Below are 17612 nucleotides of genomic sequence, written 5' to 3'. Positions count from 1 at the left end.
AAAAAGGAGAATAAGAATGTCGAAAAATTCAAGATGGCAGAAATTGCCAAGATGGCAAAAATTGGGATTAAGTTTCCTGTGTATCGGTGCATTATCCGGCTTCATTTATCCTGTCTTTAGCCAAAATGAAAATCTGGAACGTACGCAACCTAACGAAGAGAAAAGACCCGCTTTAGATCGAATCGAATCAGCGAATGAAAAGGACTCATTACTTGATCGATTAAAGAATGAGGATCAAGAACCGTCTGTTTTTGATCGAGTATTTGGAGAAAATCAGGCGAATTCTACTTTTCAACAAGTATTTGGTCGTGGAGAACAGGAGCCAATCGACCGAAGTATGATCCAACAAGTATTAGCACAAGTCAATGAACGTGAAAATGCTCAAAATCTTGTCCATCAAACAGAAGATCAAGAACCTAGTTTAGTGAGCGTAAATCGCCCAGTTGTTCCAAGTTTACCAGAAGAAAAACCGATCATTTTAGATCCAAAAGAACCGGAGAATGAGGATACGGAAGAATTACCTAGCCTACCATCTCCCCCAACTCCACCATTGGTACCAGAAGAACCAGTACTTCCATTACCACCGATAATCGGTCCAGAAGAACCGATCAATCCGCCGATAGTTCCACCAATCATACCACCGGTTGTGGAAACAAATTATTCGGTATTAGAAGACCTCTTTGTACAAGCTCAGGCGATTGACGTGTCGCATTATTTGTCTTCGAGTGTCTCGACGTTCGTTTACGAACGGCGTGTGTCTGAAAGGATGCTCGTGGATCAAAATAGTACGCAAGTACAAGTGGATACACAAGTGTCTCGTTTACGCCAAGCAATGGATCAATTGGTAAGGAAAGGTGATTCTAGCGCTTTGAAAGAGACAATCAAACAAGCAGAAGCCATTGATCGAGAACGCTATACAGAGGCTACAGTAACCACGTTAGATACTGTCCTTGAAGAAGCTAAACAATTAATATCGACAGATGAACATACGCAAGAAACTTTTGATCGAATGAATCGTCGTTTAAATCGTGCGATTAATCAATTAGAAGAGAAAAGTGCATTTGATTTAGCTTTATTAGAGTTGGAGCGGTTAATAGCTTATGCAGAAAATTTAAAGATTGAAGACTATACGTCAACTAGCTATGACAATTTTAATAATGTATTAATCGAGGTAAAAAGTCTTATCGGTGAAACAGATGTAACCGAGGACGAAGTAATTGAGGCTCAGGAAAGACTGAGAGAAGCAATTGCACAACTGGAACTAGTAGGGAATACAGATCAGTTAGTAGCGTTACTAAGTGAAGCACATAGCCTTGACTCTACGCAATATACTGTAGAAAGTTGGGCTAATTTAGTTTATGCACGACAAGAAGCAGATCAAGTTATTCAATCCAGTGAACCAACACAAGAAGTAGTTGATCAAGCGACACAAGCGTTGAGTTATGCTATGTCTAATTTAGTATTGATAGATATAGAGGAAGAACTATCAGAGATAAAGAGCATTGCACCGATTGCTGTCGAAGTTGAAGGAGATAATATGATCAACGAAACAAATTTATCTGCAATCAATTCAACTCCTTTACTTGAAGTTATTCTCAATGAGAATGAAGCAACAAACGATTCTCAAAAATCTGAACAAGAAATGAACTCATCGGAAGGCAAACTTTCTGATGAAACAGAAATGCAAGAGTTACCAGACACACAAGAGACACAGGAGACACCAATTGAATCAAATGGATCAACGGACGTAGAAACATTCGAGGAATTGAGTGGAAATGCCGGACAAGAACGTATAAATGTGGATGCTGAGTTGATTAGTGAATGAAAAAATTTCTGATGATCCAAATTTTACCAAGCCTTATTTTTATTGGGCTTGGTTTTTTGTTGTTGGTTGGTCTGTTCGCGACTGGAAACCAACAAACGTTGAATTCTGAAGTTTCTTCTGTAGGAAGTATCTGTTCTCCTTCTGGTGATTACAATAAGGACCAAATCGACGAAGTATTAGAACGAGCTGGAGCCTTTAAAGGGCAACGTGCAGCGTTTGAACATGCGTCAAAAAAACACAATGTTGATCCAGTTCTGATGATTGCGATTTCCATTCATGAAACAGGGTGGGGAACCAGTCGTGCCTTACTAGAACACAATAACCCTTCAGGACAAATGCGTGGAAATCAGATCATTCACTTTGACACGTTGGAAGATGGATTAGAAATGACAGGTCAAACCTTAAATAATCTTTGGAATGAACGTGGATTGAACACAGTGGAGAAATTAGGTTCTGCTTATGCACCAGTAGGAGCCGACAATGATCCGACTAATCTGAATATCCATTGGGCGCCTACGATTCATAAATTTATCGATGAATTAGGCGGTTTATCTGGCGGGTGTGAAGGAGAAAGCGTCGAGGGTGATTTAGTGACTGGCTCAGATGGGTTTGCCATTCCAGTAAAAAACTACACATTTACGTCCCCTTATGGTCCAAGATGGGGGAGCTTCCATCGAGGAATTGATTTAGCCGCTCCTGAAGGCGAGCCAATTTATGCTGCAAAAGACGGCATCGTTAGTCGTTCTGAGTACCATTTTTCGTGGGGAAATTATGTCACGATCACGCACGAAGGTGGCGCCACGACATTATATGCCCATAATCAACGAAACGTCGTCATGGTGGGGCAAAAGGTAAAACAAGGCGAACTTATTTCTTATATGGGAAGTACAGGACATAGTACCGGTCCACACTTACATTTAGAGCTTTGTTTGGACAATAGTTTAGCGCAAGACCGATTGATTGATCCGTACCCTGTATTTTTTGGTAATAAGTAAGCGAGAGAAAAGGAGGAAACCAATGAAAAAAGTTTTAATAGTTGGTGCATGTGTCTTATTGGTCGCAACAGGTGCCTTTCTATTTACCAATCGTTCGACAAGTGAAAAACAAATAGAAACACAAACTAGTGAAGAACGAGGCACAGTTGTCTCTCAAAAGACTACTGAAGAGGAATCTACTCAGTCTAGTAACAAGAAGGATAAAGATACTAATGAATGGCAAGAAGAGGACTTACAAGACGTTCATCAGGCATTTCTAGAAGCTGCTTTTTCGTATGAATCGTTAGATAAACAGCGTGAACAAATCAAGGCATTCGCATACTCGGAAGAACGGTATTCAGACCTAGGTGTTACCGATGGCGTACCGGTATATCAAGAGCTATCTTCTGAAATTGTGGAAGAAACAAGTTATTTTAGAGAAATCAATGCAGAAGATCAGGAAGTATTGACACGCGTTCATGTGCGATATGATTCAGACCATAATCACGATCATGAAACAGGGGAACATGCCCATAAAATCACCAATCAAGTGTTGCTAGTCACTATTCATTATCGAAAACAGGGTGATACCTGGTTCGCTTATGATTTAACTTATGAAGAAGATCCAAAAAACAGTCAATTTTATTCGAATTAGCGGAGGACAACAGAATGACACAAGTCGAACAGTCTATGACAAACAATCAAATGGTACAGCAAAAGGAAAGTTACGCTCAAAATTTTGAGCGGTACGAGACGAAAGAACAGACGATTATTTATGTTCTATGGCAAATCCATAACAAGGAACTACGATTAGGAAGTAAGTTGTTTTTTGAACCATTGGAAGAAAAATTAGGATTAAAAAAATCACAATGGCCGTTAGTCAAAGAGTTTTTATCTGGCGCTGGCTTACTCGTGGATCAGGTGGTCATTGCAGAGGCGATTCCTAAGAGTCTTAAAGAAAGGTATGGGATTTTGGATGCGTGAATCTGATTTTTTTGATCCAGGCGCCCTCCAGGAGTCCACCGGCAAGACTTCGAAAGCGAAAGAAGAACCTACGCCTAAGAAAAAAGAGAAAACTAAGAAGAAAAAAAAGACAGAGAAAAAGGAAAAGCCAACGAAAAATTCAAGTGTTCGATTTCATCCGAGAACGGTTGGACAATGGCTGACTTACTTTTTCTACTTTACTTTTTTAACGATGTGCGTCGTCTCGTTTCTAACGTTTAGTCGAATGAATCAACTCAGTCAAATTGCTTCTTCTGGTGTGAAAGAGGCACGAGAAGTCGCAAATATTGCGTTGAAATCTTCTCAGGAGGGAGACTGGAGCCGCTATATCGGACAAGAGTTTTTGACCACTTATTTTACAGTGGAAGACGGAATGTCTCGCCAAGATATGGAGGAGAAGTTACAAGAATATTTGGCACAAGGAGTCTCAACAAATGACTTACTTCAATTTTCAAATGGGACAACACGCGAAGTTCTTTTTATTCAAGCAATCACCCAAACAGAAAAGGAAGAAGATGAAGGTCGGGTATTTGAAACCATTTATGATGTGGATTTTAAAGAAAATGATCAGAAACATTCCGTTAGAGTCTCATTGATTACTCATGTTGCTAATGGAGAAGTCAAGTTACTTCACCCGCCTAGTTTTCTCAGTCGTCAACTACCACATAATGAAGCAGGCAACACGGTAAAAGGAAAAGTCAATGAATTCCTGACAGAAGGCGAGCTAGTCGATGAAGTTGAAACGGAGCGAATCGTATCCTTTATTGAAGACTTTTTAGGTCTCTATGTTAAAAACGATGGGAATTTAAAACTGATCAGTCATGTTTCTGGAATTGAAGCAGATGAGGTCAGAAAAATTGACGTGTTGAATTTAGTGAAAAAACAGGAACACTATATTGCAGAAGTGACGTATGAATTCTCCTTCTCAGAAGGCATATTTTATACGTCTACGGCACGTTTAAAGATCAGTGGGGCAGATAGTTCTTATTTTGTGGAAGAGCTAGAACCTTTTTAAAAAAACAATGAAATGTTATTGGAGGAAGAAATATGTTTAATTTTAGTGATTTTTTTAGTGAATTCGCGCCACAGTTAGTGTTTATTTTGGCGTTGGTGGCAATTGTGATGGCGATTGGGGCATTTTTAACACAAGGTGTCGGACGTGCGATTATGTCGATTTTAGGTGTGCTTGTTTTGATTGCTTTAATTATGGTCTTAGATAATGCTTGGGATATTGGGAATTGGCTTAAAGAGTTATTCTTTGATCCTAATGCTTCGATGGTTCTTCCAATTTGGTTACGTTGAGGTATTTTTATGGAATATAACTATACAAGAGAATGGAAACAGCCGCATAAAATTTATAATCTAGGACCAATAAATGTGAGCCGGTTTTTCCCCGAAGGGCTAAAACTATCATTTATAGTTGGAGTGGCTTCGATTATAGGCGCGGTACTTACCGCGTGGCTTTTAGCGGCGGTGTTAGGGATTACTTTTTTAAGTAATCTCTTTCGCCAGTCGTGGATGATCATCATTTTCTTATTCGTGGTTGCTTTATGGATTTTATTTAGCTTATCCTGGGATAAGAAAGGGTTTTTCCGGTTTGTGAGCGGACGTTATACTGCCAGTAAGCATAAAGGAATTCAAACGGAACATACCCATAAGGTCTGTTTCATGAATACCCCGATTTCATTCAATGATCAAAAGAAAAAAGGACGTGTCTTACAATGGAGACCCAAGTAAAGTATGCAGAGAATCCTTATGATAGCTGGTATCGTAATTTTCTTTTTATGAAAGATGGCCATGTCTGGGTTGCCTATATCTTAGATAAAACCTATTTTCCTTTAAATGATTTTGACTTTTTCAAGCCGTTTGTCACTAAGGGGAAAGAGCTGTTTTCTCACGATGAATATGAGTATCAATACATGAATGTTCCGACAAGGTTTTCGTTAAAGAAACATATGGAGACGACAAAAAACGAATTAGTTCGTGGTGAATTAAAAGAAGTAGGCGACTACTACTATGATGAAGCGTATAGTATATTAAACCAAGAAGTAAAAATTTCGCGTTATACTACTGTCTTACTCGTAAAATTAACGAAACAAGCGATTCCTGTGACCCCAATTGAATTTATCACACTGTTTAAAGAATCGTTTGGTAAACGAGTGAGAGAAACGCTTACTGGTCAACCGGCACAGACACAAGTGAATCCTAAAGTATATATCGATAAAGAAGAAGAATTGTATGAGGACCTTTCATATACCAAGCAGATACGACGAGCAAAAGACGAAGAACTAAAACGTATCCAGTATTACTTTTATCATCGAAACGCCGCGGTCATTCCAAAGGATTTTACTGAACCAGAAATCAATGAGGGGATCGTCACCATGCACGAGAAAGGGTATTTGACGATTCAACAAATGGATCAAACCCATTACATTGCGCATTTACCACTCGTTGAATTTCCTAGTTCCTTACTTGGAAGTGGATTTGTCCATGAGGTACAAACGAGTTGTTACTTTCCGATAGAAACACAAATACGTTTGCGATTTCAACCTAAAGAAAAAGATAAAAGTCATGTGCGGAAAATGTTTAAACGAATCAAGGAACAAATGGAAGACCATGATTTTGCCGATGCAGAACTAGACGATGATGAAGTGATTTTGATTGGGGATCAACGACTTAAACAGTTGAATCGAGACTTAAAAAGAGAGAATCGACGAAAAGTCGATCTCTCTTTTTGGTTTGTCGTATCCGCAGGTTCGGTAGAAGAATTAGAACAACGTATCAATCATTTACAGCTGGTTTTGAAAGGGACGGACTACAAGTTATATCGTCCAATCGCCGATCAACTAACATACTTCTATCAAAGCCAATTAGCCACACCCTATACGTTTTTTGATTACGAACAACATGTAACGACAGGCTATGTCATGGACTTTGGTTTAGATCTTTACCGAAGCGTAGGGAATCATTATGGGCTGCCATTAGGACGAATCATTACACAAAAGGAATTTAAAAACGTGAGAGAAGCGATTCAATTTTCTAGTAATTTGGTGTTCTTTTCGCCACATTTGACCAAAAAAAATGTCGAGGGCAGTATTCATGCCAATGGGAATACAGTAGTGACAGGTCCACCTGGTCAGGGGAAATCCATGCTTGTGAAATTGATTTTCTTTTGGCTTATGTTCTTTGGGCAAAAAACGTTATATATTGATCCAAAAAATGAAATGGTTAAATTTGTGACTAAAGCGAAAGAACAATATGCTCATTATCCAGAGTTTGTTCAACTGTGTACCAACATTCATTTTATTACCTTATCCACTGATCCCAAGTACCAAGGGATTTTAGATCCTCTGCTCTTTTTACCAGGAGAAGAGGGAAAAAAAGAAGCGCGACAAGTACTTTTTCAGATGGGCGAAATCAACCAAGATCCAAGTAAGGCAAGAGGATTAAAACGAATCATTATCGATGCAGTGGATCAAGTGGTGGAATCAGAAGAAAAAGCCCATTTAAGTGCGGTCATTGCCCGAATCAAACAACAAGACAACGATTTAGGAACCGTTCTAGAAAGCTATAAAGAAGGTATTGGAAAAGTGATTATTGGAAATGAGCATAGCCAAGCGATCGACTTTCGTTCACAAGTGAATGTTTTAGGAATTCAAGGGTTAACAATGCCGACGAAAGAAGAAAAAGAATTGGGCGAACTATCCCCAGAAAAACTAGCTAGTGAAGCCGTCATGGATGTCATTATGCACCTTGTTCAAGTGTTTTCGACGAATAAAGACGAAGACGCTAGTGTCATTATCGATGAAGCCAAAGGGTTTATGGATACGCCACGTGGGAAATATCTCGCTGAAGATAATCTACGTAAAGGGCGAGCGAATAATACGGATATGACGATACTCATGCAAGCTTTTTCTGATACGGACAATGAATCCATGAAAGAGCTGATTTCTTATAAGTTTGCTTTTCGTCCCAATGACGAGGAACAACAGAAAAAAGTATTGTCCTTTTTCGGAATGCAACTCAATCAGAAAAACAAGGAATTAATTCATTCTCTTGTTCAAGGAACTTGTCTTTTCCAAGATCATATGGGAAGAAATCAAGCTATTGCCATTGATGTGTTGTTTGCCGAGTGGATGGAAGCGATCAAAACGACGGATACCTCAGATGAAGGAACGCAACGCGCATTAGCGTTGGAACAGGATAGTCATTTTTAAGAGAAAGGAGAAGATGAATGAAGAAAAAGTGCTGTTACATGTTCTTTTTACTCGTTACTTTACTCGGTATTAGTGGCTCAAGTCCAATACAAGTAGAAGCGAGAGAAGATATCATGTACGTGGCTATTAGTGAAGAAAAGGGCTTCCCAGTTGAAAATAAGCCTGGTACTAGTGATAAAGATGAAATTTATCAACGTTATGAAGATAACTCTTTTTCATTAATGAATAAAGAGTTCAAAAGCTTAAATAAAATTAACGAATTTCGTCAGAATCTCGATTCAATGATTAAAAATTGGATTTGGTCAGCGGCTTCAGCTACCGGTCGTTTTAATGCCCGAATGGTAAAAGGGCTTTTCTCATTAGATTTAGCGAACCAAATCAAAGCCCCTTTTCAGGAACTTTCCCTAGAACTTGCGAACTCGCTAATCAGTGTGGCGACTACCTTTGGTATTGTTATGGTGGCACTATTTATGGTACTTAAATACGCTATGAGTGGTCGAATAATGGATTCCGTGAAAGTTTTTCTTCTGGCGATTTTAACAATGACTTCTTTCGCTTTTTTTAGTGATCCAAAAGGCAATGATTTTTTCTTCGATGCCGTGATCTCTATCGATCACCAACTAGAAAAAGCATTAGCTGGTGTAAATCCCAATTTTAAGCCGGAAGGACAAACAAAGTTTGTTCCAGGTCAAAATGCGGGTGAACCAGGCGGAGAAGATATGAACAGTTTAGCGAATCGACTTGCAGCGGAAGTCTTTTACAATAATGTCTATGTTCCTTACCTCTACATGCAGTATGGAACGGCAGATGAAGCGGAAATCAGAGAGAAAAGTATCGAATATAAAGGCGAAACATTTGATCGTATCGGGGCGCTATTAGACAACGATTCGGCTTCAGAAGCCCAAGTTTCGTTTGTAGAAGATATTACAGACTATGAGGTAGATGAGCTTGGAAATACAAACCCTATCTACACCAATGCTAATCGTTGGGCAACACTCGCCTTTTTATACACCTTAACCAATATCTTACAGTTTGTGATCTACGTGTCATTAGGAATCGTGCGTGTCGCCTTTCAGTTCTTATTGATTGCGATTCCGGTCTTTCTACCGGTTGCATTACTGTTTTCGATGATTGTTAACGGAAAAGATATTTTAGGGAGCTATTTTAAAGGGTTAGGAACGATCATGTTTATTAAGGGCGGTATCAGCTTATTAATGGTCATTTTCATGAGTTATGTCACATTAGCCTATAGTGTGATGAATACCCATAGCAATGATCCATTGGATCGAGTAATCGTCTTTATTGCTTGGATCGTCGCTCCTCCTTTCCTCTTTGTTTTTCGGCGATTCTTAGCAGTTGTCTTTACTCCTGGTCCTTATGCAAGCAAGCTTACGCGAATGAGTATGGCTTTACGTCATCCAATTCAAGCGAATCGTCAAGCTTCACATGAGAAAGCACAACAGCGAGCAGCTCTTCAAAATCAACGTAAAGCTGCACAGGAACGCTATAAAAAGAAACAAGAAGAAGAAGAAGGGAACGGTTCTTCTAAAAATGATTTAAATAAAGTAAAAGGGAATAACAATCCGAAAAGTTCTCATAGAAATGATCGGAATCAGAAACTAGATGGAAACCAAGGGGACAAAAAAGCAAAAGAAAATGGAGAAACGAAGAACGAGAAGGAAGACAAGGATTTAAATCAAGCGAAAAATGGACTTACGGACAAGAACTCGATCCGTGCGACTAGGAAAGAAAAACCAGAGGATCATTCTAGCGAAGACAAGGATCACTCATTAAAATCTGGGAATAAAAGCACCGCACCAATGAGTGACAAGCGAACCAAACGAACGATAAAAAGTGATCCAACGAATCAATCGGCGAGCATTGAACCAGAAGCTTCTAACCAAGAGTTGAAGAAACCACCTCGAGGACAAGAAGAATCTGAAAAACGAACGAAGCGTTTAGAACCAAGCAATCAATCAGTCGCCGATGAACAGGATTTGAATTCTAAGGGGGCAATGGTCAATCGTCCGTATGTCAATTCAGTGAAAAAACCACTGTCTGAGCAACGAAAACAACGAAAAAATCAAGCGGATTCTTTGGAAAAAAATAATCAAAATGGCGCGTCTCTTACTGTAGGTGATCGACAAATCGACCCTTCAACAGGTGAAATCTTATCGGATTCTACTTCTAAAACACAAGGGAAAACGGCACAGACGGTCCAGTCGGTCTCTTCTGGGGCAAGTAAGAAACGAAGTGAACGAGGGAGCCAGTCAGGTTCTCGGACAGCACCAACGAACGGGAATTTGTCATCAAGTAATGAATCAGGCACTGGTAAAGCCACGCGTTCAAGTGAACAAACGACACAATCGGTGAAGCAAGTGAAGAAAACCAACGTGTCAAAAAGAGGGAACTCTACTCAACCGAAGTCGACAAAGAAACCGAAAAGACAAGCGAAAGTAACTGAAGTAACGAAAGAAAATAAACAAGAAGTTCGTCAACCAAGGAGGAAATAGATGAAATGAGTATATGGAATCAAGGAGTATTTGATGCGACTTTTTCCAATAATTCTGCACCTACTGGTGGCTCCCAAGAACCAAATGGAAAGCTTAGTCAGTTAACACTGGTTCTTACTGGTGTCTTATTACTCTTCTATCCGTTCACATTCGTGGGGCTAATTCCTTTTGGTGGATTGTATTGGATGAGTTGGAAAGAGAAGAAACAACACTTAGGTAGACGTGAGTATGTGCCATTTTTTGAACGTTTCTTAAAGGTGTCCTCTCTGATCTATGGGAGTAGTTTTGTACTCAATTTACTGTTGGCACTCGCACTAAATCCACGCGCGTATCTTAGCTGTTACAATTTATTTCCACTCAATTTCTTACCAACAAAACTGCCATTTACATTGGGCAGTTTTGTGGTTCTATTACTTGGTGGACTCACACAATGCGCCTTTTTATGTGTCGTCGTGGGATTTGTCAGTAAACGAAGTGTTCGTTCGATGGACGAAGAATTCACTAAACTTCGAAATAGTAGAGAATACCAAGAGCGAAAAGAAAGAAAATTTGAAGTGGCAAAAGAGGAACAACGTCGATTTAAGGAAGAACAGGAACAGCTCAAAGAACTAGAAAATGACGAGAATCATAGTCATAGAGAGCGAAGAAAGAAGAAAATAGATGCGAACCATTCAGGAGATTTATTGGTGGGTGTAGATGAATTTGGTCATCGAATGACCATGGATTTTTCTGAACTCAACCAACATGCGACCTTCAGCGGAACGACCGGAAGCGGGAAAACAACCTTGAATATGATCTTTGTGGACTATGCGATTGCGCATAATATTCCGGTACTTTACATCGATGGGAAAGGCGCAAAAGACACGTTAGAGTCAATCCAAACGATCGCAAAGAAGTATGACAAGCAGGTCAAAGTCTTTAGTGATACGAATAATGTTCGCTACAATCCAATCAAACATGGCAATAGTGTCATGGTTCGTGATCGATTGATCACACTGGCGGAAACGGAGAGTATCTTTTATTCAGGGGCTGCTAAGTCACTGATTCAAGCAACGGTTCAGTTTTTGGACCTGTTTGAAATTGATCGAACGCTCCACCAATTATCGGAACATTTCTTACCAAGAAATGTTTTGATGCAATTTTTAAACGCGCAATTGGCAATCAAAGAAGACCTTCTTTTTATGGCGGTAGAAGAAAAGGAAGAGAAGAAAAAGAAAAAAGGATCGAAGAAGAAAGAGGTAGAAGATAGTAACAATGACGAGGAACAACGGAAGAAAAATCGGTTGGAAGAATTAGATGTTGATGCAGAAACAAGTATCGAACCAGTAGGAGAAACGTTAATTGAAATCAATCCGGAACACTTACCGTTAGAAGAATTGTATTATCTTATCCGTCGATTTCGGTATCTTCTTCCTGAAAAACAAAAAGAAATGTTTAAAAAGTTGTTCATGCGCTATGAACATAAAGACAATCCCTTTTATCTTTACGCAACGTCAGAAGCACTACAAACCAACGTCAATATGTTGATTGACAGTGAACTAGGACACCTATTTGACACGTCAGAAAAAGGGGTAGAAGAGCTGGATTTGTTGAAAGACAGTAAAAAGAATGAGGTCATGTTCCTGACTTTAAACGGTCTGGTGTACAAAGATTACATTAAAACGCTCGCACAATTTTTCGTCACAGAAGTGAATTATTTAGCTTCTGAAAACTATATCTATAGTAATTTTCAACCCTTTTTATTGATCTGTGATGAGCCTTCCGTTTATTTGAACGACTCCTTTTTAGATGCAGTGAACAAAGGAAGAGGTGCTGGATTACACACAATCTTCAGTCCACAGATGTTAGCGGATATTGATCGAATCGATCCGATCCTTACGCGTCAGCTTGTAGGAAACTGTAATACCTACTTTATTGGGCAAGTCAATTCAGGAGAAGAAATCGATACGTGGACGTCATTAATCGGGACCTATAACGATATTGAGAAGACATCGATGGTGGAACAAGAATATGGTTATAGTGATTTAGAGAAGACAGATTGGATATCTTCTAGAGGAACCGTTCGGAATGTTCGCAACTTTATTGTCCATCCAGATGAGTTACGAGACGTTCGTCAAGGGGAGTTCATTGTCTATCGAAAATCGAAAAGTATTCGAGAACAAGCGAGTCGTGTCTACGTAGTAAATGCGGCGAACCGTTGATTTTTAACCGTCGTTTTTGGGAATAGGGTGGGAATAAGGTGGGAATAAGATGGGAATAGGGTGGGAATGGATGATCGTGGGCGCCTTGCCGCAAAACGTTGTCACACCAAGGTTTATTCTTTCTTTTTGCTAAAGCAAAATTCCTGACCATTTACGTTCAACGTGGGAAAAATCCCACTTATTAACGTAAATGGTCAGGAACCGAAAAAATAAACCTGTGACAAATGCGGCAAGGCGCCCACTAAACGCTAAAAAAAATGACTATCTGATGAATATGTAGAAGCAAAACTTTAGGTGTGTTGTGGTGATGGTAGTGATGAAAAGGATCAACCCCCTCCCCCCATTCATGGGGGTCTCAAACTATCACCCTCCGCCCTCTTTCATTCTTTGAAAGAGGAAACTTACAACTACCCCTTGCGCCTGCGCCCCTTCACCAAATCTTGAAGGGTCTGTCACAGAACATAAACCCGAAAGAGATGATCGAATAAATGATTGAGTCTAATCTGAGGAAAAGGGTGGTAAGAATTCGAGAATTACTATATAGCAAATATGTTGTCTTAGAAAAAGAAAATACAGAGTGGTTAATTTTAAATCTATTGCACGAGTTAAGAATAATGACTGCCAATCAAATCCTACTTCTGATTAACCAAGAGTTTCCTATTGGTAAGAGTTCGATTTATCGAAGGCTAGCAGCATTATTAAAACTCGAAATGATTGATTTTATACAAATTAAAGAAGAAGAAAATCAAAGATACTTTTATCTAACTAAAAAAGGGCATAATTCGATAGGAGGTATCTATTCTTTTCCAAAAGTTCCTGAATACAATTTGAAACACCATATTGAAGTCACGAATTACTTGATTGAATCGATGCGGTTGGCAAAAACAAAGTCTACATTTTTATTGGCTCAATCGGAACGTAGGCAGATGTATGAGAAGAAGGATATGTCTAAAGCAAAAAAAGGAACACTGTTTCATGTTTCAGATTATGTTTTACGATTCGAAAACCAGATGGCAGAAGTTAGTAACTGGCATTTTGAAATTGAGCTAACACTTAAATCACAGAATCGATATACGAAAGCCATTTTTCCAAAGTATCTTCGGTTGCTTACACAAAAAAGAAATGCGCAATTGATTTATGTCACACCAAGCAATATTATTTATAACTCCTTAGATATGTTTAAAGAATATTTTCTGCTCAAGAAACAAGACGAAGAGCTGAAATCAATCGATGCTTCTGCTTTTGATCGTCTGCGTATTGTATCGAGTAAAGAATTCAATGGAGTATTGAAAAAAATGTTAGAAGAAAATGATTTTATAAATGAGCGTTGAACTAATTTAAAGGATAAGTTTTTTTGTTGCCCCGACACTCCGACCGCCTCCACCGCTTACGGGGCAACAAAAAAAGGAAAGACAAGCTTTCCAGTTTCGGCGTTTATGTAGTTTTTTCAGCGGTTTGATGGTATAATAAGTATGTAAAGAGGAGTTGCGTCAACAACTCCCCAATGACAGCACCGTTTAAAGAACGGCGGCCGTTAATCTAAATATTTCAAAAAGAAATAGCTAGTCTCCGGCTAAAGTGACGGCTATTTCTTTTTGTCGTTTTTAAGCAACTTGACAATCAGACTGATCAAAGCGATGGTAAACATACCAAAGCCAAGGATGGTCTGAATTGTTTCGTATGCAGACAAAAGGCTTCTCCTTTCATAAGATTTTGTGAGTATTTTCATACGCACCACCTTCTTTCAAGGATTCGCCACCGTCGATTAAACTTTACTGTCACCTACTATTATACCATATGAACCAGTCTAAATCCTTAATTCTAAGGCATTTGGACTGGTTTTTTCTTTGTTGCATAGACGTATTTCTTCCTTCGCTCCAACCGCCACCGCCGCTACGGAAGAAGCCATATATTCACCAAATGGCAATCGTTGAAGATTAAGACGAAAATAGCAGAGTAGAAGGGACCAAAGAAAATGAAAATTATTCATGGAGAATACTACAAGGATGAAGATTATTACAAAAAGCGTTTTTATAAAGCAATAGCAGAACATGAACTTCCAGAAGGTTATCAAATCAAAAGGGAAAATGAGTTTCTTGAAAATCATCAGTACTTTTTAGTTGCTGATTTAACACATAGAGATTTGCGAAAAATGAGGAACGTAGCTTACCTAGATACGTCAAAACTGGAATTAATTTCTGTAACGGAAGAAGAACGAAAAATTCACTCTTCTATAGCAACGATATTAGAGTATCAGGAAAAAAATAAATTCGCCAAAATCGATGATAAGGAACCCCCTAGTAATCCATTGGAAGTTGTCCACTGGGGATATTACAAAAAGAAAGGAGATAACTACCACATTTATAACGCATTAGATTTTGGCCCGCTTCCAGAAGAATATCGTGACGAGGAATGCAAGAAAATCGAGATGCTAATGAAGGATTATTTTGACTTTAACGTTGTAAATTTATTAGAAACTAATCTAGAAGTGATTTCAAGGTTTAAATATATAGATACAAAAAAAATAGATTGGTTCCCAGCAACCGTAGAAGAAATAGATGTATATAATGCCATATGCCTCATATGTAAGTACAGTTTAGATTAGTGGTCTACAAGTGTGCAGCCCCTAATCTAAACTATTGAGAGATAAAGATGTTAGAAAATAATTCGTCTTTAAAAGGATCGACTCTTATAGCTTCTTTAAAAGAAGAAACATTTAAATACATTGTATTTTCTGATATAACATTCCAAAACATTGGAAGAGTGGTGTAAACTTTGAAAAGATAATCATTCCTTTTTTTAAAAATACTGTAAATATCTGGATACTCTTTCATTAAATACTCTTTTGAGATGAGAAGTGATAGAAAGTGGTTCTTTCTATCTGAGTATTTCAAAGTATTTTTTTGAAAGTTATGCTTGAAGCGTATGCTAATCACAGATTCTTTCTGTGTTTTTGCTAACCTAGCCTCTCCATAATAAATTGTAGGATATTTTTGATCAGTTAATTCTTCGAAAAGGCAGTTAGCGGAGATTGGCTTAAAAAGATACTTTATAGGTACAACCGCACTATTACTTTTACGAGTCACTTTAAACTCAGGATCATATTTGAACATTTCCACGTGGTCTTGAAGTGTTTTTAAATGTTCTCTTGTAGGTCGCTTTGAACGTGGTGTACTCAAATCTTGTTTTTTTGATGAACTAGGTAAAAAAAATTGCGTCTCTGTAGCGTCCGTATCGGGTGATTCTTTCTTTGTGTTCACACTTTTTCTAGGAGAAAAACCTTGTGTACCGGATAAATCAGAAACAATATCACCTGTTTTAATTCGTTCAAATCGTTCAGCTGGATTATTCGATTTAGAGAAAACAAGATCTTTGTTTTTAGGATGAAATTTGCAAGCCTCAATGTGAGCACTATTTACACGACGGCGGCTAACAAATGTGGGACTATTTTTGTGGATTGGTTCGATTGAACGGCAAGTAACTTTAGCAGAACAGCCATCAGTTGGGCAAACAAACTTATATTTATCGAGAATATATTGACCAAATAGTTTTTTTGCGGTTAAAGGTGATATTGCAAACCCTTCATGTAACGTCGGGTGATCCTTCAAATACTCGATTGCTGAAGCCTCTGTAGGAATTGCTTTAGTTATCAGATGCCCCATAGTCATTACCTCCTTTTTAATAAAATTTTATCATAAAACAATATTTTTATGATGAATTAAAGTGAAATAATGAATAGAAATCAAAATGAAGATATGTAGTGTACTAATTGAGTAAATACTCCGTAATTCCTCCAGATATTCCATCGTTACGGAAGAAGCCATGTGATTACTCCAGAAAGTCAAAAGAAAAGAGAAGCGGAACCTCATTGCAAGCAATGATTTCCGCAAGAAGGAAGATTCCGCATGCGGAATCTTTTTTAGATTTTTAAAAATGTCAGGGCGATGGGCCTTTATTTCACCTTCTCGCTGTTGTTTTGTCTCATGTCGATCTGAAGCCGCTGCTATCGGATTGGCGAGAGTGCTTATACACCTTCCGCATTCAGAAAAAAAGGGGCGGAAAAACTTTTAAGAAGCCCACTTAAAACTTTTCCCTACAGCACTCCCTTTTTTTCTGCCTGCTACAGGTGTATGGAACAAGCACGCCAAACCGCTATCAGCTCAGCTCGAAATGATCCAAGAGCAAACAAAGCTAAGAGGAAAAGAATAAATAAAGGACCATTGACATTCTTAAAAATCAAATTCTTTTCGCCTCCCACAAATCGCTTGCTGAAATGAACTTTGGGGAACAAAAAACGACAAATAAGGAGAGATTCGCATGGAAATAACTGCAAATAACATCAAAAGAAGTTTGAGAGAGCAAGGAATTAATACGAAAAAAGTACGCATTCGGGTTGAAATGGTAGGTTACGGAAGTACTTCTATCAGAGTAAAATTACACGATTTAACGCTAGAAACGGAAACGATTCGTCACGAGATCCAAAAGCAGTGGGGGAGCATTCGATATGACGAAAAAGTACAAGGTGAGATTTTAGAGGGCTGTAATACCTACGTGTTTTGTGAATATGAAGAGGAAGTCTTAGAGCAAGCGATTGAAGAGAAATACGAGCAAGCAGAAACCATTTATCGGCACTTAGAACAGCTAGACACATACAATGGCGAACAAATATTTGAAACAGAGAGCGTGAGAGCCGTTGCCTTTTTCAAAGATAAATTAATTTCATTAATGATGAAAGATCGTTCTAGTTCGATTCGATACCGCAGACATTCTATGAATAGTGTTTATGATTTAGCACATGCCCTTGTTTTACTAGAAACAATTGGTCACTTCGGCAAACTCTAAACTAAAGAATCAGAAAATGTGACATACGAAAGGGTTCC

Annotated in this window: 15 protein-coding genes; 13 read left to right on the top strand and 2 right to left on the bottom strand. The window is 38.6% G+C overall.

The window, feature by feature from the left end:
* The first annotated feature begins 16 nt into the window (after positions 1 to 16).
* The 11 genes from HZ311_RS14935 to HZ311_RS14885 all read left to right on the top strand — a co-directional run bounded on the left by HZ311_RS14935 (position 17) and on the right by HZ311_RS14885 (position 14063).
* Positions 17 to 1825, top strand: a complete 1809-nt coding sequence (locus HZ311_RS14935) for an FIVAR domain-containing protein (RefSeq protein ID WP_178946833.1) — start codon at positions 17 to 19, stop codon at positions 1823 to 1825.
* Entirely contained in the window at positions 1822 to 2820 is a 999-nt protein-coding gene (locus tag HZ311_RS14930) for a peptidoglycan DD-metalloendopeptidase family protein (protein WP_178946832.1), read from the top strand. Before HZ311_RS14935 ends, HZ311_RS14930 begins: the two co-directional genes overlap by 4 nt.
* 22 nt (positions 2821 to 2842) lie before the next feature.
* Complete coding sequence (locus HZ311_RS14925) at positions 2843 to 3454, top strand: hypothetical protein (protein ID WP_178946831.1); 612 nt, start codon at positions 2843 to 2845, stop codon at positions 3452 to 3454.
* Positions 3455 to 3468: 14 nt separating this feature from the next.
* Positions 3469 to 3783 carry a hypothetical protein gene (locus HZ311_RS14920; protein ID WP_178946830.1) on the top strand — a complete coding sequence of 105 codons (315 nt, stop codon included), beginning with the start codon at positions 3469 to 3471 and terminating at the stop codon, positions 3781 to 3783.
* On the top strand, positions 3776 to 4816 hold the full coding sequence (locus HZ311_RS14915) for a conjugal transfer protein (RefSeq protein WP_178946829.1): 1041 nt from the start codon (positions 3776 to 3778) through the stop codon (positions 4814 to 4816). Before HZ311_RS14920 ends, HZ311_RS14915 begins: the two co-directional genes overlap by 8 nt.
* Before the next feature lie 32 nt (positions 4817 to 4848).
* The gene (locus tag HZ311_RS14910) at positions 4849 to 5103 is read left to right on the top strand and encodes a hypothetical protein (protein WP_081308358.1); all 255 of its coding nucleotides are present in this window, start codon (positions 4849 to 4851) and stop codon (positions 5101 to 5103) included.
* A 9-nt stretch (positions 5104 to 5112) separates the two neighbouring features.
* The gene (locus tag HZ311_RS14905; RefSeq protein WP_066026091.1) at positions 5113 to 5538 is read left to right on the top strand and encodes a TcpE family conjugal transfer membrane protein; all 426 of its coding nucleotides are present in this window, start codon (positions 5113 to 5115) and stop codon (positions 5536 to 5538) included.
* Positions 5523 to 8018: an ATP-binding protein gene (locus tag HZ311_RS14900; protein WP_178946828.1), complete on the top strand. Its 2496-nt coding sequence runs from the start codon at positions 5523 to 5525 to the stop codon at positions 8016 to 8018. Before HZ311_RS14905 ends, HZ311_RS14900 begins: the two co-directional genes overlap by 16 nt.
* A gap of 17 nt (positions 8019 to 8035) precedes the next feature.
* Entirely contained in the window at positions 8036 to 10531 is a 2496-nt protein-coding gene (locus tag HZ311_RS14895; protein WP_178946827.1) for a hypothetical protein, read from the top strand.
* 5 nt (positions 10532 to 10536) lie between these two features.
* Positions 10537 to 12732, top strand: a complete 2196-nt coding sequence (locus tag HZ311_RS14890; protein WP_178946826.1) for a TraM recognition domain-containing protein — start codon at positions 10537 to 10539, stop codon at positions 12730 to 12732.
* A 488-nt stretch (positions 12733 to 13220) separates the two neighbouring features.
* Entirely contained in the window at positions 13221 to 14063 is an 843-nt protein-coding gene (locus tag HZ311_RS14885) for a replication-relaxation family protein (protein ID WP_232092514.1), read from the top strand.
* Positions 14064 to 14317: 254 nt separating this feature from the next.
* On the opposite strand, the gene pepG1 is transcribed toward HZ311_RS14885, so the two are convergent.
* A complete protein-coding gene (pepG1, locus tag HZ311_RS14880; protein WP_178946825.1) occupies positions 14318 to 14461 on the bottom strand; it encodes a type I toxin-antitoxin system toxin PepG1 in 144 nt (47 codons plus the stop codon).
* Between the two features lie 246 nt (positions 14462 to 14707).
* Here pepG1 and HZ311_RS14875 point away from each other — a divergent pair, with 246 nt between their 5' ends.
* Positions 14708 to 15337: a hypothetical protein gene (locus HZ311_RS14875; protein ID WP_178946824.1), complete on the top strand. Its 630-nt coding sequence runs from the start codon at positions 14708 to 14710 to the stop codon at positions 15335 to 15337.
* A gap of 31 nt (positions 15338 to 15368) precedes the next feature.
* Here the strand turns inward: HZ311_RS14875 and HZ311_RS14870 are convergent, their stop codons facing one another.
* A complete protein-coding gene (locus HZ311_RS14870) occupies positions 15369 to 16394 on the bottom strand; it encodes a hypothetical protein (RefSeq protein WP_178946823.1) in 1026 nt (341 codons plus the stop codon).
* Positions 16395 to 17049: 655 nt separating this feature from the next.
* Between HZ311_RS14870 and HZ311_RS14865 the strand changes: the two genes are divergently transcribed.
* Positions 17050 to 17574: a hypothetical protein gene (locus tag HZ311_RS14865; protein WP_178946822.1), complete on the top strand. Its 525-nt coding sequence runs from the start codon at positions 17050 to 17052 to the stop codon at positions 17572 to 17574.
* Positions 17575 to 17612: the final 38 nt, after the last annotated feature.

It is taken from the genome of Enterococcus mundtii, from assembly GCF_013394305.1.
GTDB lineage: Bacteria > Bacillota > Bacilli > Lactobacillales > Enterococcaceae > Enterococcus_B > Enterococcus_B pernyi.
Note: the sequence above shows the minus strand (reverse complement) of the source record. Positions and strands in the feature narration are given on the sequence as shown.

What these genes read in the sequence shown, in the direction of transcription:
- HZ311_RS14935 (WP_178946833.1), top strand. Translation starts at nt 17, where the DNA reads ATGTCGAAAAATTCAAGATGGCAGAAATTGCCAAGATGGCAAAAATTG.
- HZ311_RS14930 (WP_178946832.1), top strand. Translation starts at nt 1,822, where the DNA reads ATGAAAAAATTTCTGATGATCCAAATTTTACCAAGCCTTATTTTTATT.
- HZ311_RS14925 (WP_178946831.1), top strand. Translation starts at nt 2,843, where the DNA reads ATGAAAAAAGTTTTAATAGTTGGTGCATGTGTCTTATTGGTCGCAACA.
- HZ311_RS14920 (WP_178946830.1), top strand. Translation starts at nt 3,469, where the DNA reads ATGACACAAGTCGAACAGTCTATGACAAACAATCAAATGGTACAGCAA.
- HZ311_RS14915 (WP_178946829.1), top strand. Translation starts at nt 3,776, where the DNA reads ATGCGTGAATCTGATTTTTTTGATCCAGGCGCCCTCCAGGAGTCCACC.
- HZ311_RS14910 (WP_081308358.1), top strand. Translation starts at nt 4,849, where the DNA reads ATGTTTAATTTTAGTGATTTTTTTAGTGAATTCGCGCCACAGTTAGTG.
- HZ311_RS14905 (WP_066026091.1), top strand. Translation starts at nt 5,113, where the DNA reads ATGGAATATAACTATACAAGAGAATGGAAACAGCCGCATAAAATTTAT.
- HZ311_RS14900 (WP_178946828.1), top strand. Translation starts at nt 5,523, where the DNA reads ATGGAGACCCAAGTAAAGTATGCAGAGAATCCTTATGATAGCTGGTAT.
- HZ311_RS14895 (WP_178946827.1), top strand. Translation starts at nt 8,036, where the DNA reads ATGAAGAAAAAGTGCTGTTACATGTTCTTTTTACTCGTTACTTTACTC.
- HZ311_RS14890 (WP_178946826.1), top strand. Translation starts at nt 10,537, where the DNA reads ATGAGTATATGGAATCAAGGAGTATTTGATGCGACTTTTTCCAATAAT.
- HZ311_RS14885 (WP_232092514.1), top strand. Translation starts at nt 13,221, where the DNA reads ATGATTGAGTCTAATCTGAGGAAAAGGGTGGTAAGAATTCGAGAATTA.
- pepG1 (WP_178946825.1), bottom strand. Translation starts at nt 14,461, where the DNA reads ATGAAAATACTCACAAAATCTTATGAAAGGAGAAGCCTTTTGTCTGCA.
- HZ311_RS14875 (WP_178946824.1), top strand. Translation starts at nt 14,708, where the DNA reads ATGAAAATTATTCATGGAGAATACTACAAGGATGAAGATTATTACAAA.
- HZ311_RS14870 (WP_178946823.1), bottom strand. Translation starts at nt 16,394, where the DNA reads ATGGGGCATCTGATAACTAAAGCAATTCCTACAGAGGCTTCAGCAATC.
- HZ311_RS14865 (WP_178946822.1), top strand. Translation starts at nt 17,050, where the DNA reads ATGGAAATAACTGCAAATAACATCAAAAGAAGTTTGAGAGAGCAAGGA.